The sequence below is a fragment of the Pseudomonas sp. GW821-FHT01E05 genome (assembly GCF_059422425.1).
This window is the reverse complement of the sequence record NZ_JBWKWW010000015.1, coordinates 46,489-65,919: the sequence shown is the minus strand read 5'-3', so window position 1 is coordinate 65,919 and position 19,431 is coordinate 46,489. Positions and strand designations below refer to the sequence as shown.

Annotated in this window: 24 protein-coding genes, 1 tRNA gene and 1 pseudogene; 14 read left to right on the top strand and 12 right to left on the bottom strand. The window is 56.2% G+C overall.

Annotated elements, in window-relative coordinates; translation table 11 throughout:
* Window positions 1-4 precede the first annotated feature (4 nt).
* The gene (locus tag AC07W5_RS26435) at window positions 5-217 is read right to left on the bottom strand and encodes a cold-shock protein (RefSeq protein ID WP_003179963.1); all 213 of its coding nucleotides are present in this window, start codon (window positions 215-217) and stop codon (window positions 5-7) included.
* Window positions 218-509: 292 nt separating this feature from the next.
* Complete coding sequence (locus AC07W5_RS26430) at window positions 510-809, bottom strand: hypothetical protein (RefSeq protein WP_495024599.1); 300 nt, start codon at window positions 807-809, stop codon at window positions 510-512.
* A 385-nt stretch (window positions 810-1,194) separates the two neighbouring features.
* Here AC07W5_RS26430 and thrS point away from each other — a divergent pair, with 385 nt between their 5' ends.
* From thrS to AC07W5_RS26385, 9 genes are all read left to right on the top strand, one after another.
* Window positions 1,195-3,117, top strand: coding sequence for a threonine--tRNA ligase (gene thrS, locus AC07W5_RS26425; RefSeq protein ID WP_495024598.1), 1,923 nt, complete (start codon window positions 1,195-1,197; stop codon window positions 3,115-3,117).
* A complete protein-coding gene (gene infC / locus AC07W5_RS26420; protein WP_170929410.1) occupies window positions 3,117-3,668 on the top strand; it encodes a translation initiation factor IF-3 in 552 nt (183 codons plus the stop codon). Before thrS ends, infC begins: the two co-directional genes overlap by 1 nt.
* 60 nt (window positions 3,669-3,728) lie before the next feature.
* The gene (gene rpmI, locus AC07W5_RS26415; RefSeq protein ID WP_002553160.1) at window positions 3,729-3,923 is read left to right on the top strand and encodes a 50S ribosomal protein L35; all 195 of its coding nucleotides are present in this window, start codon (window positions 3,729-3,731) and stop codon (window positions 3,921-3,923) included.
* A 29-nt stretch (window positions 3,924-3,952) separates the two neighbouring features.
* Window positions 3,953-4,309, top strand: a complete 357-nt coding sequence (gene rplT, locus AC07W5_RS26410) for a 50S ribosomal protein L20 (RefSeq protein WP_007905879.1) — start codon at window positions 3,953-3,955, stop codon at window positions 4,307-4,309.
* Window positions 4,310-4,418: 109 nt separating this feature from the next.
* Window positions 4,419-5,435, top strand: coding sequence for a phenylalanine--tRNA ligase subunit alpha (pheS, locus tag AC07W5_RS26405; RefSeq protein WP_007905876.1), 1,017 nt, complete (start codon window positions 4,419-4,421; stop codon window positions 5,433-5,435).
* A gap of 26 nt (window positions 5,436-5,461) precedes the next feature.
* Window positions 5,462-7,840, top strand: coding sequence for a phenylalanine--tRNA ligase subunit beta (pheT, locus tag AC07W5_RS26400; protein ID WP_495024597.1), 2,379 nt, complete (start codon window positions 5,462-5,464; stop codon window positions 7,838-7,840).
* Window positions 7,841-7,843: 3 nt separating this feature from the next.
* Window positions 7,844-8,146: an integration host factor subunit alpha gene (ihfA, locus tag AC07W5_RS26395; protein WP_002553164.1), complete on the top strand. Its 303-nt coding sequence runs from the start codon at window positions 7,844-7,846 to the stop codon at window positions 8,144-8,146.
* Complete coding sequence (locus AC07W5_RS26390) at window positions 8,127-8,483, top strand: MerR family transcriptional regulator (RefSeq protein WP_003179985.1); 357 nt, start codon at window positions 8,127-8,129, stop codon at window positions 8,481-8,483. Before ihfA ends, AC07W5_RS26390 begins: the two co-directional genes overlap by 20 nt.
* An 89-nt stretch (window positions 8,484-8,572) precedes the next feature.
* A tRNA-Pro gene (locus AC07W5_RS26385) sits at window positions 8,573-8,649 on the top strand.
* A gap of 75 nt (window positions 8,650-8,724) precedes the next feature.
* Here AC07W5_RS26385 and AC07W5_RS26380 read toward each other — a convergent pair.
* Genes AC07W5_RS26380 through AC07W5_RS26370 form a run of 3 tightly spaced genes read right to left on the bottom strand, consistent with a single transcriptional unit; the run spans window position 8,725 to window position 10,720 of the window.
* Window positions 8,725-9,213: a MaoC family dehydratase gene (locus AC07W5_RS26380; protein ID WP_495024596.1), complete on the bottom strand. Its 489-nt coding sequence runs from the start codon at window positions 9,211-9,213 to the stop codon at window positions 8,725-8,727.
* Between the two features lie 30 nt (window positions 9,214-9,243).
* Window positions 9,244-10,077 (bottom strand): 3-methyl-2-oxobutanoate hydroxymethyltransferase, encoded by an 834-nt coding sequence (panB, locus tag AC07W5_RS26375; protein WP_495024595.1) that lies wholly within the window; start codon window positions 10,075-10,077, stop codon window positions 9,244-9,246.
* Between the two features lie 25 nt (window positions 10,078-10,102).
* A complete protein-coding gene (locus AC07W5_RS26370; RefSeq protein ID WP_495011725.1) occupies window positions 10,103-10,720 on the bottom strand; it encodes a LysE family translocator in 618 nt (205 codons plus the stop codon).
* Between the two features lie 186 nt (window positions 10,721-10,906).
* Here AC07W5_RS26370 and AC07W5_RS26365 point away from each other — a divergent pair, with 186 nt between their 5' ends.
* From AC07W5_RS26365 to AC07W5_RS26350, 4 genes and pseudogenes are all read left to right on the top strand, one after another.
* Complete coding sequence (locus AC07W5_RS26365) at window positions 10,907-11,359, top strand: Lrp/AsnC family transcriptional regulator (protein WP_495011726.1); 453 nt, start codon at window positions 10,907-10,909, stop codon at window positions 11,357-11,359.
* A gap of 94 nt (window positions 11,360-11,453) precedes the next feature.
* Window positions 11,454-11,654 (top strand): annotated as a pseudogene (locus AC07W5_RS26360) (DUF4113 domain-containing protein); the annotation flags it as partial.
* Window positions 11,655-12,303: 649 nt separating this feature from the next.
* Entirely contained in the window at window positions 12,304-12,537 is a 234-nt protein-coding gene (locus tag AC07W5_RS26355; protein WP_494994741.1) for a hypothetical protein, read from the top strand.
* A 206-nt stretch (window positions 12,538-12,743) separates the two neighbouring features.
* Window positions 12,744-13,061, top strand: coding sequence for a hypothetical protein (locus AC07W5_RS26350; protein ID WP_495011745.1), 318 nt, complete (start codon window positions 12,744-12,746; stop codon window positions 13,059-13,061).
* Between the two features lie 379 nt (window positions 13,062-13,440).
* Here the strand turns inward: AC07W5_RS26350 and AC07W5_RS26345 are convergent, their stop codons facing one another.
* The 4 genes from AC07W5_RS26345 to AC07W5_RS26330 all read right to left on the bottom strand — a co-directional run bounded on the left by AC07W5_RS26345 (window position 13,441) and on the right by AC07W5_RS26330 (window position 16,530).
* Window positions 13,441-13,719: a DUF2790 domain-containing protein gene (locus AC07W5_RS26345; RefSeq protein ID WP_495024594.1), complete on the bottom strand. Its 279-nt coding sequence runs from the start codon at window positions 13,717-13,719 to the stop codon at window positions 13,441-13,443.
* A gap of 388 nt (window positions 13,720-14,107) precedes the next feature.
* On the bottom strand, window positions 14,108-14,728 hold the full coding sequence (locus AC07W5_RS26340; RefSeq protein WP_495024593.1) for a glutathione S-transferase family protein: 621 nt from the start codon (window positions 14,726-14,728) through the stop codon (window positions 14,108-14,110).
* 170 nt (window positions 14,729-14,898) lie between these two features.
* A complete protein-coding gene (locus tag AC07W5_RS26335) occupies window positions 14,899-15,780 on the bottom strand; it encodes an NmrA family NAD(P)-binding protein (RefSeq protein ID WP_495024592.1) in 882 nt (293 codons plus the stop codon).
* 108 nt (window positions 15,781-15,888) lie between these two features.
* On the bottom strand, window positions 15,889-16,530 hold the full coding sequence (locus AC07W5_RS26330) for an HD domain-containing protein (RefSeq protein ID WP_495024591.1): 642 nt from the start codon (window positions 16,528-16,530) through the stop codon (window positions 15,889-15,891).
* 75 nt (window positions 16,531-16,605) lie between these two features.
* On the opposite strand from AC07W5_RS26330, the gene AC07W5_RS26325 reads away from it, so the two are divergent.
* Window positions 16,606-17,679, top strand: a complete 1,074-nt coding sequence (locus AC07W5_RS26325) for a GlxA family transcriptional regulator (protein WP_495024590.1) — start codon at window positions 16,606-16,608, stop codon at window positions 17,677-17,679.
* A gap of 108 nt (window positions 17,680-17,787) precedes the next feature.
* Here the strand turns inward: AC07W5_RS26325 and AC07W5_RS26320 are convergent, their stop codons facing one another.
* From AC07W5_RS26320 to AC07W5_RS26310, 3 genes are all read right to left on the bottom strand, one after another.
* Entirely contained in the window at window positions 17,788-17,997 is a 210-nt protein-coding gene (locus tag AC07W5_RS26320; RefSeq protein WP_494994748.1) for a co-regulatory protein PtrA N-terminal domain-containing protein, read from the bottom strand.
* A gap of 83 nt (window positions 17,998-18,080) precedes the next feature.
* A complete protein-coding gene (locus tag AC07W5_RS26315; protein WP_495024589.1) occupies window positions 18,081-18,734 on the bottom strand; it encodes a hypothetical protein in 654 nt (217 codons plus the stop codon).
* A 275-nt stretch (window positions 18,735-19,009) separates the two neighbouring features.
* Window positions 19,010-19,288: a DUF2790 domain-containing protein gene (locus tag AC07W5_RS26310; protein WP_495024588.1), complete on the bottom strand. Its 279-nt coding sequence runs from the start codon at window positions 19,286-19,288 to the stop codon at window positions 19,010-19,012.
* Window positions 19,289-19,431: the final 143 nt, after the last annotated feature.

Here is a 19,431-nt window from a genome sequence, read left to right as displayed (position 1 = left end):
GAAATTACTCAGGGCGAACTTGTGCAGCTTGCATACCCTTTTGGCCTTTCTCAGCCACGAAGGAAACAGTCTGGCCTTCTTTCAGGCTTTTGAAACCGTCGCTTTCGATAGCTTTGAAGTGTACGAACAGGTCGTCACCGCCACCTTGAGGAGTGATGAAGCCGAAGCCTTTTTCATCGTTGAACCATTTAACGGTGCCGGTTTGGCGATTAGACATGGTGTATCTCCAAGAAACAAATATTTTCAGTAGTGCTGTGCTGCTCAGGCCAACTGGGCACACGGGAGTATCATAGTCGAAATGTTCGGCTTGGGAGCCCCCCGGACGTGTTGTTTGCCCCCTGGTTGTGCTTTATTTGTGATCCTGATGGGCTGGAGGCCCCGGTTTCAGGGGGTTTCTCCTGAAAAAGCGCTCATTAAAAAAAGCCGTAAAAGCTGCGTAAATTGTGTAAAACAACCGTTTTTTGAGCGGTTTCCGGCTTCTGGAGCCTTAACATTTGCGCCGAAACGGCCTATTTCTGAACTTTGCAGACGGAGATTTCCTTCAGTGCGCGGTTGCCCAGATCGGCGCTCGGAGGGTTTTTCGCATCCATCAGCTGCTTGATCTCCTCAGTCGTGAACTTCTTCTCCAGGACGTCGGCGCCACAGGTGCAGTGTTGCTTGGCGAGCTCAGGGTTGACGCCTTGACTGGCCGCCGCAGTGCAATCCTTCATGTAACTGGCTTTTACACCTGCGGGCCAGGCGGCCTGAGCGCTCAATGGCAGCAGCAGAGCGAGCGGAGTGGCGAGGGCGAAAAGGTGGATAAAACGCATGGCTGGAACTCCGTGAGGTCGAAAATGTGTGGCAATTCTCGGCCTATTTGAGGTGGACCGTACATCCCAAGTTCACTTTATGGCGTAAAAGCCCTGAATTCGGTGCTCTTGGAACAAGGTCGCGGCGATGACCGTTCATCTGTGCTAGGATCCTCGGCTTGGGTATTTTCAAGCTCTGGATGACTTTTTCTCCGGCAGCGGTCAAGACCCGAATAACCCTGATTTGATCTCCAGTCACTCTGGTTCGGTTTCCGGTTGGCCGCAAGGCTCCTGCCGCTGTAAGGCAGGCGTTCGTTATTGAATGGCCTGAACTGAGTCGCGTACTGGCTGCTCATCCCAACCCACGTGACCTTTGGTAGGGGTCACCACTAGGAGAGGAGGCGCCATGCCCACTATTACTCTTCCCGACGGCAGTCAACGTTCCTTCGATCATCCGGTTTCCATAGCCGAGGTCGCCGCATCCATTGGTGCCGGTCTGGCCAAGGCCACCGTGGCCGGCAAGGTCAACGGCAAACTGGTTGACGCCAGCGATGTCATCGACAGCGACGCGACCCTGCAAATCATCACGCCAAAGGATGAAGAGGGGCTGGAGATCATTCGCCACTCTTGCGCCCACCTGATTGGCCACGCGGTCAAGCAGCTGTACCCGACGGCGAAAATGGTGATCGGTCCGGTCATCGATGAAGGCTTCTATTACGACATCGCCTACGAGCGTCCTTTCACTCCGGACGACCTGGCGGCTATCGAACAGCGCATGCACCTGCTGATCGAAAAAGATTACGACGTCATCAAGAAAGTCACTCCGCGCGCCGAAGTGATCGACGTGTTCACCAGCCGTGGCGAAGACTACAAGCTGCGCCTGGTCGAAGACATGCCGAACGAGCAGGCCATGGGCCTGTACTATCACGAAGAATACGTCGACATGTGCCGCGGTCCGCACGTGCCGAACACCCGCTTCCTGAAATCCTTCAAACTGACCAAGCTGTCCGGCGCCTACTGGCGTGGCGATGCCAAAAACGAGCAATTGCAGCGCGTTTACGGCACAGCCTGGGCTGACAAGAAGCAACTGGCAGCTTACATCCAGCGTATCGAAGAGGCTGAAAAGCGCGACCATCGCAAGATCGGCAAGCGTCTTGGTCTGTTCCATACCCAGGAAGAAGCGCCGGGCATGGTTTTCTGGCACCCGAACGGCTGGACCCTGTACCAGGTACTCGAGCAGTACATGCGTAAGGTTCAGCGTGAAAACGGCTACCTGGAGATCAAGACTCCGCAAGTGGTTGACCGTAGCCTGTGGGAGAAATCCGGGCACTGGGCCAACTACGCCGAAAACATGTTCACTACCGAGTCGGAAAGCCGCGACTACGCCATCAAGCCAATGAACTGCCCTTGCCACGTGCAGGTGTTCAATCAGGGCCTGAAAAGCTACCGCGAGCTGCCGATGCGTCTGGCCGAGTTCGGTGCTTGCCACCGTAACGAGCCGTCCGGTGCGCTGCACGGCATCATGCGCGTGCGTGCGTTTACCCAGGACGATGCACACATCTTCTGTACTGAAGAGCAGATGCAGGCCGAGTCCGCTGCGTTCATCAAGCTGACTCTGGATGTCTACGCCGATTTCGGCTTCAAAGACATCGAGCTGAAGCTGTCCACTCGTCCGGAAAAACGCGTCGGCTCCGATGAGTTGTGGGATCGCGCAGAATCCGCGCTGGCCGCAGCCCTTGATAGCGCGGGCCTGCCGTACGATCTGCAGCCGGGCGAGGGTGCTTTCTACGGTCCGAAAATCGAGTTCTCGCTAAAAGATTGCCTCGGTCGTGTCTGGCAATGTGGTACCTTGCAGCTCGATTTTAACCTGCCGATCCGTCTGGGAGCCGAATACGTCTCCGAAGACAACAGTCGCAAGCACCCGGTTATGTTGCACCGGGCGATCCTGGGTTCCTTCGAGCGTTTCGTCGGGATTCTGATCGAGCATTACGAGGGTGCGTTCCCTGCGTGGCTGGCTCCGACTCAGGCAGTGATCATGAATATCACTGATAAACAGGCAGATTTTGCCGCTGAGGTTGAAAAAACTCTCAATCAAAGCGGATTTCGTGCCAAGTCCGACTTGAGAAATGAAAAGATCGGCTTTAAAATCCGCGAGCATACTTTGCTCAAGGTTCCCTATCTCTTGGTTATTGGAGATCGGGAAGTCGAGATGCAGACTGTCGCTGTGCGTACTCGTGAAGGTGCTGACCTGGGCTCGATGCCCGTCGCCCAATTCGCTGAATTCCTCGCTCAAGCGGTTTCCCGGCGTGGTCGCCATGATTCGGAGTAATTATTATTAAGCGTGAAATGAGACAAGATAAACGAGCTGCACCGAAGGCCCCGATCAACGAGAATATCTCGGCACGCGAGGTTCGGTTAATTGGCGCTGACGGCGAGCAGATTGGCATCGTCTCGATTGATGAAGCGCTTCGTATTGCTGAAGAAGCCAAACTGGATCTGGTGGAAATTTCCGCCGACGCAGTCCCACCGGTTTGCCGCGTGATGGATTACGGCAAATCGATCTTCGAAAAGAAGAAGCAGATTGCCGCAGCGAAAAAGAACCAGAAGCAGATTCAGGTTAAAGAAATCAAGTTTCGTCCAGGGACGGAGGAAGGGGATTACCAGGTAAAACTGCGCAACCTGGTACGTTTCCTGAGTGACGGGGACAGGGCCAAGGTATCGTTGAGATTCCGCGGTCGTGAGATGGCCCACCAGGAGCTGGGGATGGAACTCCTCAAGCGGGTTGAAGCTGACTTGCTCGAGTACGGTTCGGTCGAACAGCATCCTAAGATGGAAGGACGCCAGCTGATCATGGTCATCGCCCCGAAAAAGAAGAAGTAATCAACAGGGCACGGCAGGCCTTGCGATTATGTTTATCAACTGAATGCGGAGTATCCGAACATGCCAAAGATGAAAACTAAAAGTGGTGCTGCTAAGCGGTTTCTGAAAACTGCTAACGGTATCAAGCATAAGCACGCTTTCAAGAGCCACATCCTGACCAAAATGTCGACCAAGCGTAAGCGTCAACTGCGCGGTAGCAGCTTGCTGCATCCGTCCGACGTGGCAAAAGTCGAGCGCATGCTGCGCCTTCGTTAATTTTTGGTTAAGAATAGAGGAAGTAACTCATGGCTCGTGTAAAGCGTGGCGTCATTGCCCGTAAGCGTCACAAAAAAATTCTGAAACTTGCTAAAGGCTACTACGGCGCGCGTTCACGCGTATTCCGTGTTGCCAAGCAAGCGGTAATCAAGGCAGGCCAGTACGCCTACCGTGACCGTCGTCAGAAAAAACGTCAGTTCCGCGCTCTGTGGATCGCTCGTATCAACGCTGGTGCTCGTATCAACGGTCTGTCCTACAGCCGTTTCATCGCCGGCCTGAAAAAAGCGTCCATCGAGATCGACCGTAAGGTTCTGGCTGATCTGGCAGTGAACGAAAAAGCGGCGTTTGCTGCGATTGTCGAGAAAGCTAAAGCCACCTTGGCTTAAGTACCCCCGACAGTCACCCGGGCTCACCTCTGTGGGCTCAGGTGTTAAACGTCATAAATAGGGGAAGAGCCTTCAAGCTCTTCCCCTATTTTGTATCTGGAGTCTGTACATGGAAAACCTGGATGCGCTGGTCTCTCAAGCTCTAGAGGCTGTGCAAAGCGCTGAAGACATCAATGCCCTGGAGCAAATCCGGGTTCACTACCTTGGCAAAAAGGGTGAATTGACTCAGGTGATGAAGACCCTGGGGAATTTGCCGGCTGAAGAGCGTCCGCAAGTCGGTGCGCTGATCAACGTTGCCAAGGAGCGTGTGACAGAGGTTCTCAATGCGCGCAAGGCGTTGTTCGAGGAGGCGGATCTAGCTGCCAAATTGTCCGCCGAGTCCATTGATGTGACCCTGCCGGGCCGTGGTCAGACCTCTGGTGGTCTGCATCCGGTTACCCGCACTCTGGAACGTATCGAACAGTTCTTCACTCATATTGGCTACGGCATCGCCGAAGGCCCTGAGGTCGAAGACGACTATCACAACTTCGAGGCGCTCAACATCCCAGGCCATCACCCGGCCCGGTCGATGCATGACACCTTCTATTTCAATGCCAACATGCTGTTGCGCACCCATACCTCGCCGGTACAGGTCCGCACCATGGAATCGAAACAGCCGCCGATCCGCATCGTCTGCCCAGGCCGGGTGTACCGTAGCGACTCGGATATCACCCACTCCCCGATGTTCCACCAGGTCGAAGGCCTGCTGGTCGACCGCGATATCAATTTCGCGGACCTGAAAGGGACCATCGAGGAATTCCTGCGCGTGTTCTTCGAAAAAGAACTGGCAGTGCGTTTCCGTCCTTCGTACTTCCCCTTCACCGAGCCATCCGCCGAAGTCGACATGGAATGCGTGATGTGCAGCGGTAAAGGCTGCCGTGTCTGCAAACAGACTGGCTGGCTGGAAGTCATGGGCTGCGGCATGGTTCACCCGAACGTGCTGCGTATGTCCGGGATCGACCCGGAAGAGTTCTCGGGCTTTGCCTTCGGCATGGGCGTTGAGCGTCTGGCCATGCTGCGTTACGGCGTGAACGACTTGCGTCTGTTCTTCGACAACGACTTGCGGTTCCTCGCGCAATTTCGCTAGTCGTAACGAATTCTTAGGAGAGCAGGATGAAATTCAGTGAACAATGGCTGCGCGGCTGGGTAAGCCCGCAGGTAAATCGCGACGAGCTGGTTGCTCGTCTGTCGATGGCCGGTCTTGAGGTCGATAGCGTTACGCCGGCCGCCGGTGAATTCAGCGGCGTGGTCGTGGGCGAGGTGCTGAGCACCGAGCCGCACCCGGACGCCGACAAGCTGCGCGTTTGCCAGGTCAGCAATGGCTCGGAGACCTTCCAGGTGGTATGCGGTGCGCCAAACGTGCGCCCTGGCCTGAAGATCCCGTTCGCCATGATCGGTGCCGAACTGCCAGGCGACTTCAAAATCAAGAAGGCCAAGCTGCGTGGCGTTGAATCCAACGGCATGCTGTGCTCCCAGGCCGAACTGCAAATCGGTGAAGGCAACGATGGCCTGATGGAATTGCCGGTCGATGCACCGGTTGGCGAAGACTTCCGCGTCTACCTGGATCTGGAAGACGCCAGCATCGAGGTCGACCTGACCCCGAATCGCGGCGACTGCCTGTCCCTGGCGGGTCTGGCCCGTGAAGTCGGTGCGCTCTACGCTGCTGAAGTCACGCGCCCGGTCATTGCCACTGTTCCAGCCGTGCACGACGAAGTGCGTTCGGTTGAGGTTCTGGCACCAGCTGCTTGCCCGCGTTACCTGGGTCGTGTGATCCGCAACGTCGACCTGTCCAGGCCTACGCCGCTGTGGATGGTCGAGCGTCTGCGTCGTGCCGACGTGCGCAGCATCGACGCCGCCGTCGACATCACCAACTACGTGATGCTGGAGCTGGGTCAACCGTTGCACGCTTTCGATCTCGCCGAAATCAATGGCGGCATCCGCGTTCGCATGGCTGAAGAAGGCGAGAAGCTGGTTCTGCTCGACGGTCAGGAAGTCAGCCTGCGTAGCGATACGCTGGTGATTGCCGACCACTCCCGCGCCCTGGCGATTGCCGGCGTGATGGGTGGCGAGCACAGTGGTGTTTCGGCGACCACTCGCGATGTATTCCTGGAAAGCGCGTTCTTCGATCAGATTGCCGTCGCTGGCAAGGCCCGTTCCTATGGCCTGCACACCGACGCCTCGCACCGCTACGAGCGTGGTGTGGACTGGCAACTGGCCCGTGAAGCCATGGAGCGCGCCACTGGCCTGCTGCTGGAAATCACCGGCGGCGAAGCTGGCCCGATCATCGAAGCCGTCAGCGAGCAGCACCTGCCGAAGATCGCGCCGGTCACCCTGCGTGCTCAGCGGATCACTCAGATGCTGGGCATGGAAATGGATTCGGCCGAAGTCGAGCGTCTGCTCGGCGCTTTGGGCCTGACGATTTCCGCGGATGGGGCAGGGCAGTGGCGCGTAGACGTGCCAAGCCATCGCTTCGATATCAGCCTGGAAGTCGACTTGATCGAAGAACTGGCCCGTCTGTACGGTTACAACCGTCTGCCGGTTCGCTACCCGCAAGCCCGTCTGGCGCCGCAAGCCAGGGCTGAAGCTCGTAGCGATCTGCCTGAGCTGCGTCGTCTGCTGGTGGCTCGTGGTTATCAGGAAGCGATCACCTACAGCTTCATCGATCCGAAACAGTTCGAGCTGTTCAGTCCCGGCGTCGAGCCTTTGTTGCTGGCCAACCCGATTTCGAACGACATGGCCGCCATGCGCTCGTCCCTGTGGCCTGGTCTGGTCAAGGCGCTTCAGCACAACCTGAACCGTCAACAGGATCGCGTGCGCCTGTTCGAAAGCGGCCTGCGCTTCGTCGGTCAGCTGGAAGGCCTCAAGCAAGAGCCGATGCTGGCCGGTGTGGTGTGCGGTAGCCGTCTGCCGGAAGGCTGGGCCCAAGGTCGCGATACCGTGGATTTCTTCGACGTCAAGGCCGACGTGGAAGCAGTACTGGGCTTTGCCGGTGCACTGGACGCGTTCACGTTCGTGCCGGGCAGCCACCCTGCGTTGCACCCGGGTCAAACCGCGCGTATCGAGCGTGATGGTCGCGTAGTCGGTTACATCGGCGCTATCCACCCTGAATTGTCGAAAACCCTCGGTCTCGACCGTCCGGTCTTCGTTTTCGAGCTGGTTCTGGCCGAAGTGGCGTTGGGCAAAATGCCTGAGTTCCACGAGTTATCGCGCTTTCCTGAAGTGCGTCGTGACCTTGCGCTGCTGGCAGACAAAGACGTTGCAGCCAGTGCCGTACTGGACGTAATCCGTGACAATGCAGGTGAATGGCTGACAGACCTCAGGCTATTTGACGTGTATCAGGGTAAAGGCATTGATCCGCATAGAAAAAGCCTTGCAGTTGGCTTGACCTGGCAGCATCCATCGCGCACTCTTAATGACGATGAGGTGAATACCACGACGCAAAACATCCTCACCTCGCTCGAACAAAGGTTGAACGCCACGCTAAGGAAGTGACGTATGGGGGCTCTGACGAAAGCTGAAATGGCGGAACGTCTGTATGAAGAGCTGGGCCTGAATAAACGGGAGGCCAAGGAATTGGTCGAACTGTTCTTTGAGGAAATCAGGCACGCTCTTGAAGACAACGAGCAGGTGAAGTTGTCCGGTTTTGGCAACTTCGACCTTCGGGACAAACGCCAGCGGCCTGGCCGCAACCCGAAAACGGGTGAAGAAATCCCGATCACGGCTCGCCGTGTGGTCACCTTTCGTCCAGGGCAGAAGTTGAAGGCCCGAGTTGAGGCTTATGCTGGAACCAAGTCATAACGACGAGCTTCCCGTCATCCCAGGCAAACGCTACTTCACCATCGGTGAAGTCAGCGAGCTCTGTGCGGTTAAACCACACGTGCTGCGCTATTGGGAACAGGAGTTTCCTCAACTCAACCCCGTCAAGCGCCGCGGAAACCGTCGGTATTATCAGCGCCAGGATGTGCTGATGATCCGCCAGATCCGCGCGTTGCTGTATGACCAGGGATTCACCATCGGCGGAGCGCGCCTGCGTCTTTCCGGTGATGAAGCCAAAGACGACACCACCCAATACAAACAAATGATCCGCCAGATGATCGCCGAACTGGAAGATGTTCTGGTGGTACTCAAGAAATAAATATCTGCTTTTAAATACTTCCAGTTTTCAAAAGCTTGCGATATATTCTTGAGCGTTCCTCGAGGTGAGGAACAGGTTTCACGCCTAGTCGGGGCGTAGCGCAGTCCGGTAGCGCACTAGCATGGGGTGCTAGGGGTCGAGTGTTCGAATCACTCCGTCCCGACCATATTATTCAAGGGGTTGCGAGATTTTATCTTGCGACCCCTTTTTATTTGTCCGCGTTTTTACCCCCACAAAACGGCTAGCTCTGGGTGGAATCTTCAGCGCCGTTGGTGGGATCTCCATCAGAAAGCATCTGTTTGAGGCGTTCACGTTCTTCAGTTCCGGGTAGCACTCCAGTCGTAGTCGCCTCCAGCACTGTGATGCCCTCTGCATTGAGTATCCTGACTTCGGCTTTTGCGTGACCGCGGTCATCGATGTCAGCGATAAGCCAGTGGCAGGTGATCTGTTCTCCCGCATAAACCGGTCGTTTGAACGCGAAACTCATCCCTGTTGCCAGCCAACCGATTTGCCCGCCAATTTCGGTGACGAGGCTGGCTGTCAGAAGGCCATGGGCGATGGGCGCCTTGAACCTTCGTATCTCGGCGTAGCGTGCATCGCAGTGAACCGGATTGTAGTCTCGAGAAATCTGCGCGAATTGACGAATATCGTCATCTGAAAAGCAGCGGACTATCGTGAACCGGTCTCCCACCTGGAGATCTTCGGCAGCACGTTCTCTTGGGCTCTTCATAAAGACTCCCTGGGCGGTGAGGGTGGGAGGTTAAAAAGTATGTTCGGGGCCTGGAAATGTTCCTGCACCCACCTCAAGTGCAAAGTCCCTTGCTGCCGTCTGAAGTACCGAACGAAGGTCGGCGTATTGCTTGACGAATCGCGGCATACGACCTGTGCGCAGTCCGGCCATGTCCTGCCAGACCAGCACCTGGGCATCGCATTGGCTACCCGCGCCAATCCCGACGGTAGGAATTGAAACGGCTTCAGTGATCGCTCGACCCACATCTCCTGGCACCATCTCAATCAAAACAGCGAATGCGCCCGCTGCTTCAAACGCTTTGGCACTGTCTATCAGGCGCTGCGCATCTTCGCCCCGACCCTGGACTCGGTAGCCACCCAGTTGATGTTCCATCTGTGGTGTGAAACCGATGTGTGCCATGACGGGTATGCCAGAGCAGGCGAGCTTCTCGACCTGAGGCAGCATTTCGATCCCGCCCTCCAGTTTGACCGCATGTGCACCGCCTTCTTTCATGAACCGGACGGCAGTGTGGAAGCATTGCTCCGCCGAAGCCTGATAAGAGCCGAAAGGAAGATCCGCAATCACCAGTGCCCGCCTTGTCGAACGGCTGACCGCGCGAACCAGAGGGATAAGTTCATCAACGGTGATGGATAGCGTGGACTCATTGCCGAAGACATTATTAGAGGCGGAATCGCCCACCAGTAGGACAGGTATTCCGGCCTCTTCGAAAATGGCCGCGCTGTACATGTCATACGCGGTGAGCATCGCCCATTTCCGGCCCTCCACTTTCATTTGTTTCAGATACGGGATCCGGACTCGTGGCGCCTGTTGGGCGTTGTCATACGGTGAGGGTTGATCGCTCATGGTGTTGTCTCGCTGAAATAATGGATTAACCCAGCATCTGCTCGGTGAGCAGAACGATCGCGATGATGATCATGGCCGCTCCGGAGAAACGACTGACCAAGTGAGCAGCGGCGGGACGTGCCTGCAGTACGACCTGTGAGCCAAATCCGACCAGCAGATAGATAACGCCACAACTGACGGTGTGGATGAGCCCCAGCGCAATCATCTGCATCGGCACAGGCCAGGCAGCGGCAGCGTCGGTAAATTGAGGCAATAGCGCCAGGAACAGCAGGAACACTTTCGGATTCAGCCCGCTCACGCAAAGCCCCTTGATCGCCCAGTGCTTCCAGGAGCCCGAGGCCTGAATGTCATCGGCGTGCGGTGTAGCGGGGCGGGCAAGCATGTTGATGCCCAACCAAAGCAGATAACCCGCCCCGGCAACGGTAAGCACCGTCAAGGCAACGGGGTGGTTGGCAACCAGCGTGCCGACACCACCGGCAACAATCACGGTGGCTATCAAATGACCGGACAACAGCCCGCCCACGGCGGGTATGACGACCCGGCCCCTCAAGCCCGCTGAAATCGCGTAGGCCCAATCTGCGCCTGGCGTGATGACGAACAGAATCGACACCGCCCAGAAGGCAACGAAAACGCTCAAGGTCATGGCGTTACCCACTCTTGCTGCTGACACATCGCTCTGTGCATCGTCCCGCTCCGCGAATCAAAGGCCGCCGCTCCTTTGGTCCAGGGAGTGCGGCAATTATTGGTGTGAGGAATAATAGTTAAATCTTGTTAGAATTTACTTTCAAAGATGGTCATGAAAACGCTACAGGATGGGAGATTCTTCCAAATGGACAGGATTGATCGAAAGATTCTTTCTGAGCTTCAAAAGGACGGTCGCCTTTCGGTCACCGAACTCGCCGAGCGTGTGGGACTGAGTCTTTCCCCTTGTCATCGACGAGTACGGGCACTGGAAGAGTCGGGCGTGTTGCTCGGCTATAGAGCACAGTTGGACCCGGGCGCATTGGGCCTTAACTTTTCCGCCATGGTGTTTGCCACGCTTCGTGAGGGAGACAGGCAAGCCGTCGAGGCTTTCGAGACGGCGCTCGTTGACATTGCGCAAGTGGTCGATGCCCAGAGGTTATTCGGGGAACCGGACTACCTGCTGCACGTCATCACCCAGGATTTGCCGGCCTTCCAACGGCTATACGATGAGAGCCTTTCGACCTTGCCCAACGTCCAACGATTGACCTCGACCCTCGTTATGAAACGGGTCATTCAGGATAGGCCTCTACCTTTGTGATGGCGGTGGTAAGCCCTGCGGTATCGTCTTTGTAGCCACCGAGAGTTTTACTGAGGCGACAGCCAGCGGCGTGGTGGTCGATCTACCAAACCTGACCGACGACCTCTTCGCCATTTCCCAACCGGCCGAGTCCACCAGGGTCATGGCGGTGCTGGACCAGATTGACTGGCGCTTGGGCAGGGGGACGCTTTGCTGTGCCAGCGTGTCGAGTCATCTGGATTGGGGGCGACGGGAGATAATGAGCGAGAGTTACACGACTAGGCTGGATCAGTTGTGGAGGGTTTCATGCCGGTAGGTTTGGGATAGTGTTCGGTCGCAGGAAGTCGGAGGGGGGCAAAAAAGGTCGAGTGACTTTGTCACTTACGGTTCAGCACTGTTGGACATCGTTTCTTTATCAGTTCTCGCTTCATTGAATACCTCTGCCCGGATCGGGCGCAAATGCACTATGCCGCGCGTGGCGGCAGAAGGTGGGGAAGGGGTTAGGATGCCTTTCGAGATCGGGCGCCTGGATATTCAGGTTGTGGCGTGTACTCCGGCGCGCGAATGATCGTGACTAGCAACGCCTTCCAAGTCGCCCTGGTATTCGGAAGGCGGATGCCATGCTCTTTGCTGTCGTACTCGAGTTCTATTGCAAGCTGCTCCGCCAGGTCCATAGGGACGACAATGTTCGAGCAACCCGAGTTGTAGTAGCCAAGATGCTCGAGCACGCGCTCTTCGTCGTAGCGACCGACACGGGTCAGAGTCCAGCAGTAGCCGCTGTCGTCGGATCGCCAAAGAGTGATGGCGTTGAGTCGGCGGTGTGTGCTTCAGGCTCAGCACATAGAACGCGCGAGGGATTTGGTTTTCTGTGAGCATGGGGCGTCCTATGCCGGGCCATGCCCGGGTGGTGGAGGGTGAGTAGGGATCAGCTACAGTTGAGCAATTAACTAAAAAAGGAGAGTCGTATGGAATGCCTGGTCTGCGGGGTCGATGCTTTAAGAGTTGAGTCTGATCTTGATGGAACAGAACTGAGGTGCCCGGATTGTGGCCACTTCGGCGTTTCGGGGCTTCTGCTTTCAGTTCAGCAAGACCGCCGATTCGATGTTACGAAAACGAGGTGGTGGTTTGAGCGCCAGCGGCATGCTCATCCCGAGCGGATCCCGGTCATCACAGGTGCTTTTGTTTTCTGGGATGCCTGATCAGGCCGCAAGGCGTTGGTAAAGCTCGATGATGTCGGCGGCGTTGGCACTCTTTCTGGAAGGGCAGACCCATGCTTGGCTGGCCATGGATGAACTGGGGTTTCTTCTGTTGTGCGGACATAGGGGATCCCCACCGGCTGGCGTGATTCGAGTTTGTGGGCTATTGGTTGATGACTCGGCATGAGTCCGGAAGACAGGGGCTATTTATGAAAACGCTGATAGTTGATCACTCTTGGACCAAAATCATCGAGCGAGATGAGTTCGCCAGGGTCGCGCTGGCGGCAAAGATTGAGCAGATCGAAGAAATCGAAGCGGCCATTCGAGCGGTTGAAGGTGAAGAGGCAGCCCGCAATGCTCTGAATGATGGCTTGATAAAGCATGCATTAACGCGCTGCCTGGAGAACTTGCAGGGATCTGCATCCGTAACAGAGCAGGACTTCCGGGTCTGTTACGAGTTTGCGACAACCGCTGCGAAGAATGCAGAGCGATTCATTAACGAAGAGCTTTCGCACGTAGGGTCGTGATCGCATCTGCGAATGCACGCCTTGGAGTTCGGCGCAGTAGTCGATGGCGCAGCTACAACTGCTCCTCTCCAACATCAATCCTGCGCAGCTCCATCACATCAATGGTGCTATCACGGTCGGTGATCTTCCAACATGGCAGGTCCAGGCTATTTCGAGCTGACGTGACACGGCGAGGAAGTGCGCCGATGCTTCTGGGGCCGCGGCGTGGAGGCGGAGCAGCGTCGAATGGATGGCTTCGCGCCAATCGCCACTATCCGGACGTTGGCTGACTCAGCCGGCCGACGCGTGGTGGTGGACGAGCTCCTGCTTCAGGAGCGAGTCGAGGGTACAGACCTACGCTGAGCAGGCGCGTAGCCTGCACCCCTATCGACAGGGCTAATCAGGTAACGCTGGTGGTGCTGGCTGTGCTTCCGCCCCATTCGAGGAAACGGATCTTGTGCAACTCGCCCTCGCTGTCCTCGTAGACCAGAGTCACCGGTACCACGCCTATCTTCTGGGACGTGTCGGTGCGTTGCAGCACCTTCTGCACATCGATTTCCATCCCGTAGTGGTAGTCCACGGCGGAGATGCTCGCACCGGGGTCTTGCTGGCCGCTCTGGGCGAATACACTTGGCGCGAGACTGGAAATCACCGCGCTGATAACTGAGGCCATTTGCATAAGGCTGTTCCTCTGTTTGAGTTCGCTTGCAGGGACTTAGTGACCGTCGGTGAGGGTGAAGTTCACTTCTCCGGACGAACGCCCCCTGTCTGGTGTTGCCACAGCCGCTGACAAGTACCAGCAATCCCCCGTGGTTGAGGCTCTCGACCACTCGTCCGTTAAACCCTGGCTTGGTGCCGGATTTATCAAAGAGTTATTGGAATCAGGCTGAACGGACAACCTGCGTTGGGTCTTTAGAACCAGTCGGGTGAGACCGGTTCTATCCATGACTAACCCAGTGGAACGGCATCCGTTGAAGCGTGGCTCTTCACATCGGGATGGCTTTTCAACGTCAGGGCAGGCGTCGTCGAACTCTTTAGCGCACACAAAAAGGTCTGCAGGGTAGCGCTTAGTGACTTTGGAACGCTTTCAATCCTTGCTGCACGGCGGGCCTGGCTTCGATCGCGTCGAACCAGCGTGATAAGCGTGGAAGCGCTGCCCAATCCAGCCGGTCACGAATTGATGCCGCAATGGTGAAGGCAGAGATGTCCGCCATGGAAAACTGATCTCCGGCCATAAAATCGTCGGTAAGAAACCGTTCTGCATAGACGAGTTGTTCAATGACCCGCAGATCGATGAGCGTGGCCGCATCATTTAATCCCGCTTGGCGCAGGAAGAATGCTGCATGGCTAGGCGCGATTACGTCCGTTACGAAAAAGAAGTAGCGATCAAACACTCTGTCGCGCTCTGGTCCAGGATGCGCTGGTGCGAGTCGGCCGGGAGCTTTGGCATCAGCGAACTGAATGATTGCGTTTGATTGGTTGATGACCAGTGGCGGTGTCGACGTATGGTCGACCAGGGTTGGGACTTTTCCCGCCGGATTGAGCGCCAGGTACGCCAGGTCGCGCTGCTCATTCGCTTGCAGATTCAGTCTCCGTGGTGTGTAGGGGATAGCTGCTTCTTCCAAGGCTATTGCAGCCCTCAGACTGTTGCCGGTATTAGCGCCATACAGCTCTATTACGGTGTTCATCAGGCACTCCATTGGAAAGAATGAATGGCTATTCAGTGGGTGCTACTTGATCTGGACAGTGTAGAGCGCTTGTCCGTCTTGTTCTGTGTCAGCTTGAGCTTCCCGGAACGCTTACTTAAAAAATGGCGTATGCAAAGGTCATCAAGACCAAGCGCATGCGCCCCTGGTGATCACACCCCGAACGCTTGCCGGTTGGCGCGTACGAAGTCACCCACCGTTTGAGGCGCTTGTCCGGTGATTTGACCGATAACCCCATCCTCGCCGCTAAAAATTCCGTTCTGGTAATCGATCGCGACCGCAAGGAAATGCTGGATCACAAACTCCGGCAGATCGTAGGTCTCCAGATGCTGGCGATACTCTTCGATGGTCGAAGGGCTGTAGGTAATGGTGCGACCTGTGATGCCGCTGATTTCATCAGCAATCTCTTGATGGTTCATCTCGACAGGGCCGTAAAGCGGGTAGGTTTTCCCGATATGGCCAGACGGTTGCGTGAGAACGGCGGCGATCAGTCGCGCTTGATCTTCGGCAGCGATCGGTGCATGTCGTCCGCTACCGTATGGCAGCGTGATCTTGTTCTCCTTCACGATCTGATCAAGCACCCACGGAAAGATCAACCATTCAGAAAAGAATGTCGGGCGGATATGGACGGTGGGCACGCCCGACCAGTCGAGTACGCGCTCTGCGATCCAGTGGTCGCGCGCGGCGTGGCTCAATGAATCTTCCCGCGCGGAAATCTGCGACATTTCCACCACGACCTCGACGCCTGCTCGCCGGGCGGCATCGGCAAAATAGGCGGTCGCCTGAATGTAGCCAGGACGCACGGGGTAGCACAGATAGGCGCCTGTGACTCCCTCCATCGCACGAATGATGTCGTCATGTTCAAGAAGGTCACCCACAAATATTTCGGCGCCTTCACTCTTGAGTGCTGCACTGCGCTCGTCTTCCTGATGTACGAAAGCCCGAACCGCATGACCTCCGTTGAGAAGGTGGCGAATGGTGTAGACGCCAGTTTTTCCCGTAGCGCCGGTGACGAGGTATTTACGTTGCTGCATGGTGAATACTCCAAAGTAAAGGAACACACATTGCTCGCGCCGATATCACGTATCAGGCGTTACCCATTCACGAATGTTGCGCAGTAGTGCCATCTGGCAGCACCGCAGTCAGCTGTCGAAAGGAGCGTGATCAATCAGGTCGCACACATTCGGGCAATCGAACCCGTGCACGTGTCGACGTCCGACATCAGCGAGCCCAGTGCCAATCGCAGTGTGAGGTTTCTTCCTGGCCACTTCAGCGACCGCTTGGGTAAACGCGGCTTTCATTCCAAGACGGGGGTAGAGGGCCAGCGTATCCTCGACCAGCGATGGCGTGATTTCCTCCAGCCGTAATCCCATCACGTCGACATGGGCGCCCATGTAGATCAGGGCGATCTCTGGCTGTTTGCGGTCGGCGATGCCGGCGCTGGAGTGAAGGGCGATCGCATCCCAAACCAACTCGGCCTTCGATTCCGGGTAACCGTTTTCCAACAGGAAGCGGCTGGCGGCGTCGGCGCCATCGACCTCAAAACGTTGGTCGGCTGCAAATTCGTGCGTCAGGCCCAGGTCGTGCAGCAATGCGGCGAGATAGACGGCCTCGCGGTCGTATTTCAGGCCTCGCTGCTGGCCGAGGAATTCGGCAAACCACCACGTCCGGTGCACGTGGTGCAGGAGCACTGTCGAGTGGACGCGTTCGACGAGGGCAGAGGCCTTGCGAGCGAGTTCAGAGTCTGGAGCGCTGAAGCCGCCGATGGTGACAGGTGTACTCATGTTTGCTTCCTGGAGATGAAGTTGGTTCGCAGTTCATTCTAAATAGGTGCGGTTGGCAGAATTGACTATTTACAGATGATTTGTGCCAATATGTGTGCCTGGTCAACGCGGGAGATCGCTGTGCGGAAAACGACGAAATCAAGCTTGCCCCTTATCGGCGGGGTGCAAAAACGAGTGGTAATTTTGGGTTTGCCGCCCGTGGATTCGCTTGATGTGATCGGTCCGGCGGAGGTGTTTGCCTATGCGAACAATCTGCATCGCGGCGACTCTGCTCCCTACGTACTTGAGCTCGTTTGCGCGGGCACCAATGAACACCTGGAGAGCAGCACCGGCATCGCGCTCATGGCGCACAAGACGCTTGAACAGGAACGTCTTGAAAACAAGGCGATCGACACGTTGATCGTGACGTCGGGCTGGAAAGCCATGGATCAGCTGGATCAGACCGCCATCGAGTGGATCCGGACGCGAGCCAAGAGCGTCAGGCGTGTGTGCTCGATCTGTGTCGGAGCGTTCGCCTTGGCCGAGACAGGACTATTGGATGGTCGTAAGGCAACGACCCACTGGCGGATGGCGCGTAGCCTGGCTGACCGCTATCCCAATGTGCAGGTAGATCCCGACCCGATTTGGGTCAAGGACGGCAACCTGTACACCTCGGCAGGCATATCGGCGGGAATCGATCTTGCGCTCGCATTGGTCAGCGAAGACCTGGGAGACGACATCGCTTTGGAGATCGCGAAGAACCTGGTTCTGTTTCTGCGACGTCCAGGCGGTCAGGCACAGTTCAGCGTTGCTCTCCAGTCGCAGCATGCGACCGGTTCGAACCTGGATGAGTTATGCGTATGGATCAGTGAGCATCTACATTCGGAGCTTACGGTCGAGATACTTGCAGACAAGCTCGCCACAAGTGTGAGGACATTGATCCGCATGTTTCAGAGGGAATTCAAGACAACGCCTGCGAAGTACGTCGAGGACGTTCGGGTCGAAGCGGCCTGTCGGCAAATAGAGCTGGGAAGGCGGTCGATGGAGGAGGTTGCGCGCCGATGCGGCTACCACAGTGTCGACGTGCTCAGAAAAGCCTTCGTGCGACGCATGGGGGTGAGTCCAAAGGAGTACGCACAACGTTTCGCGCCAGTTAGCGAGCCGGCTTAAGCATGCTCAATGGTCATGAGCGTACCTAAGTCGGCTGCTGATTCATTTGGTGACTCGAGTTCTTCATGCTCCCCGCGTTTCTGTCAGCCGGGGGACGCGCTACACCGATCAGCTGTCGGCGTGATCGGTCGCCTTGGCTTTGCTTTGAGCTACAGCGGCTTCAGCCTTCTGTTTCTGTGCAACCTGGAAGGCTTCCATCGAGACTTTCCGGGCTTTCTCCATGCGTGCGATGGTCCGGTCACCACCGCCACCTGTGGCCATAGCCAGAGAAGAAACGGTCAGAGCGGCGACGACGAAGAGAGCTTTCATGGATTTCATTTGGGTATCCTCAAGTGAAACTTTGTGAACTGCTAACAGCGGGTTTTATTGGCTAAAGCTGAACGTCCTTGTTCAACCTGGCTTCACCATCCAGCCAGGGCGGCGTTTCCTACTGTCCTGGTGCCTTGCTCCGTAGATTCTGCCGTGCTCTTGTTTTTGGCCCAGATGGTGAGCATCACCATCATCCCGAATCCACCGACGATGAGGACCGGATAGGCTGCCAGCAACTCCACCAACGAGTATTTCCAGGCCAACGGACGACCAACACCCAGCATTGCGGCATAGAACCACGACACGCCAGAGAACGCCCCCGAGAACAGCGCCAGCATGCGCAGGCTGAAGGAGAGTTTCAGTAACGAACCGGCTTTTTTCAGAGCAGGCAATACCGCGCTATGCAACACGACGCCATTAATGGTCAGCAGTACAACTATGCCGATCTTGGCTTGCAACTTTGGATTGAGGAAATACTCCATCCCCTTGCCGGCATAATCTATCCCGACAATACCAATGCCCGTAATCCAAAGCGCTACAAGGGCAAGCACTACGGTTTTTTGAAGACTTTCCATGTGCGCGTCATCATGCTGACCTGACGCATCCCCCTTCAGGAGTTGCTTGACCATTGCAATATCGCTGGTCAAAACCAGCCCGATTGCCACACAGCAGGCAATAAGGTGGACATATACAACGCCCAAACGCAAAAACTCCACGGTCGACGAAGAAAGCATACTAAGTTCCATGGTTACCTCTTTGTTATAACGGTGGATCAACCTGGCTCTCAGCACGGCATAATTGGAATTTGCCGTTGATGATTGCAGTTAAGATCCAGCAATTAATATTAATTAATCTTGCGGTATTACGCTGCCAGGACAATAGCGATTTTCGCGAATGAACTTTTAATCATTCGATCATGTCCATTTTCAGGTAACAAAAAACATCATCCGCACTTGGCGCATATGAGGTTTAACTTCCGCTTCTGGGGGGCACGAGGCCCAGAACCCTATCGGCGAGCGGATCAGGCAATGCTGGTGGGGGCGGCGGGGCTTGCACCCCATTCGAGGAAACGGATCTTGTGCACCTCGCCCTCGCTGTCTTCGTAGACCAGGGTCACCGGTACCACGCCGGTCTTGTCGGATGTGTCGGTGCGCTGCAGTACCCGTTTCACATCGATGTCCATCCCGTAGTGGTATTCGACGGCTGAGACATGGGCGCCGGGTTCTTGCAGGCTGTTCTGGTCGAAGACACTTGGTACGAGACTGGAAATCACGGCACTGACAATTGTGGTCATGCTCATAAGGTTGTACCTCCACTTAAGTTCGCTTGACAAGGACCTAATGTGACACGTGGTGAAAGGGAAGTTCACTTCACCGCGACGAACGCACCGATCCGAGTCGCCTGTAGTGGCTTCAGGCTCCCGGCAATTCCCCGTGCTTGACG

What these genes read in the sequence shown, in the direction of transcription:
- AC07W5_RS26435 (WP_003179963.1), bottom strand. Translation starts at nt 217, where the DNA reads ATGTCTAATCGCCAAACCGGCACCGTTAAATGGTTCAACGATGAAAAA.
- AC07W5_RS26430 (WP_495024599.1), bottom strand. Translation starts at nt 809, where the DNA reads ATGCGTTTTATCCACCTTTTCGCCCTCGCCACTCCGCTCGCTCTGCTG.
- thrS (WP_495024598.1), top strand. Translation starts at nt 1,195, where the DNA reads ATGCCCACTATTACTCTTCCCGACGGCAGTCAACGTTCCTTCGATCAT.
- rpmI (WP_002553160.1), top strand. Translation starts at nt 3,729, where the DNA reads ATGCCAAAGATGAAAACTAAAAGTGGTGCTGCTAAGCGGTTTCTGAAA.
- rplT (WP_007905879.1), top strand. Translation starts at nt 3,953, where the DNA reads ATGGCTCGTGTAAAGCGTGGCGTCATTGCCCGTAAGCGTCACAAAAAA.
- pheS (WP_007905876.1), top strand. Translation starts at nt 4,419, where the DNA reads ATGGAAAACCTGGATGCGCTGGTCTCTCAAGCTCTAGAGGCTGTGCAA.
- pheT (WP_495024597.1), top strand. Translation starts at nt 5,462, where the DNA reads ATGAAATTCAGTGAACAATGGCTGCGCGGCTGGGTAAGCCCGCAGGTA.
- ihfA (WP_002553164.1), top strand. Translation starts at nt 7,844, where the DNA reads ATGGGGGCTCTGACGAAAGCTGAAATGGCGGAACGTCTGTATGAAGAG.
- AC07W5_RS26390 (WP_003179985.1), top strand. Translation starts at nt 8,127, where the DNA reads ATGCTGGAACCAAGTCATAACGACGAGCTTCCCGTCATCCCAGGCAAA.
- AC07W5_RS26380 (WP_495024596.1), bottom strand. Translation starts at nt 9,213, where the DNA reads ATGAAGAGCCCAAGAGAACGTGCTGCCGAAGATCTCCAGGTGGGAGAC.
- panB (WP_495024595.1), bottom strand. Translation starts at nt 10,077, where the DNA reads ATGAGCGATCAACCCTCACCGTATGACAACGCCCAACAGGCGCCACGA.
- AC07W5_RS26370 (WP_495011725.1), bottom strand. Translation starts at nt 10,720, where the DNA reads ATGACCTTGAGCGTTTTCGTTGCCTTCTGGGCGGTGTCGATTCTGTTC.
- AC07W5_RS26365 (WP_495011726.1), top strand. Translation starts at nt 10,907, where the DNA reads ATGGACAGGATTGATCGAAAGATTCTTTCTGAGCTTCAAAAGGACGGT.
- AC07W5_RS26355 (WP_494994741.1), top strand. Translation starts at nt 12,304, where the DNA reads ATGGAATGCCTGGTCTGCGGGGTCGATGCTTTAAGAGTTGAGTCTGAT.
- AC07W5_RS26350 (WP_495011745.1), top strand. Translation starts at nt 12,744, where the DNA reads ATGAAAACGCTGATAGTTGATCACTCTTGGACCAAAATCATCGAGCGA.
- AC07W5_RS26345 (WP_495024594.1), bottom strand. Translation starts at nt 13,719, where the DNA reads ATGCAAATGGCCTCAGTTATCAGCGCGGTGATTTCCAGTCTCGCGCCA.
- AC07W5_RS26340 (WP_495024593.1), bottom strand. Translation starts at nt 14,728, where the DNA reads ATGAACACCGTAATAGAGCTGTATGGCGCTAATACCGGCAACAGTCTG.
- AC07W5_RS26335 (WP_495024592.1), bottom strand. Translation starts at nt 15,780, where the DNA reads ATGCAGCAACGTAAATACCTCGTCACCGGCGCTACGGGAAAAACTGGC.
- AC07W5_RS26330 (WP_495024591.1), bottom strand. Translation starts at nt 16,530, where the DNA reads ATGAGTACACCTGTCACCATCGGCGGCTTCAGCGCTCCAGACTCTGAA.
- AC07W5_RS26325 (WP_495024590.1), top strand. Translation starts at nt 16,606, where the DNA reads ATGATTTGTGCCAATATGTGTGCCTGGTCAACGCGGGAGATCGCTGTG.
- AC07W5_RS26320 (WP_494994748.1), bottom strand. Translation starts at nt 17,997, where the DNA reads ATGAAATCCATGAAAGCTCTCTTCGTCGTCGCCGCTCTGACCGTTTCT.
- AC07W5_RS26315 (WP_495024589.1), bottom strand. Translation starts at nt 18,734, where the DNA reads ATGGAACTTAGTATGCTTTCTTCGTCGACCGTGGAGTTTTTGCGTTTG.
- AC07W5_RS26310 (WP_495024588.1), bottom strand. Translation starts at nt 19,288, where the DNA reads ATGAGCATGACCACAATTGTCAGTGCCGTGATTTCCAGTCTCGTACCA.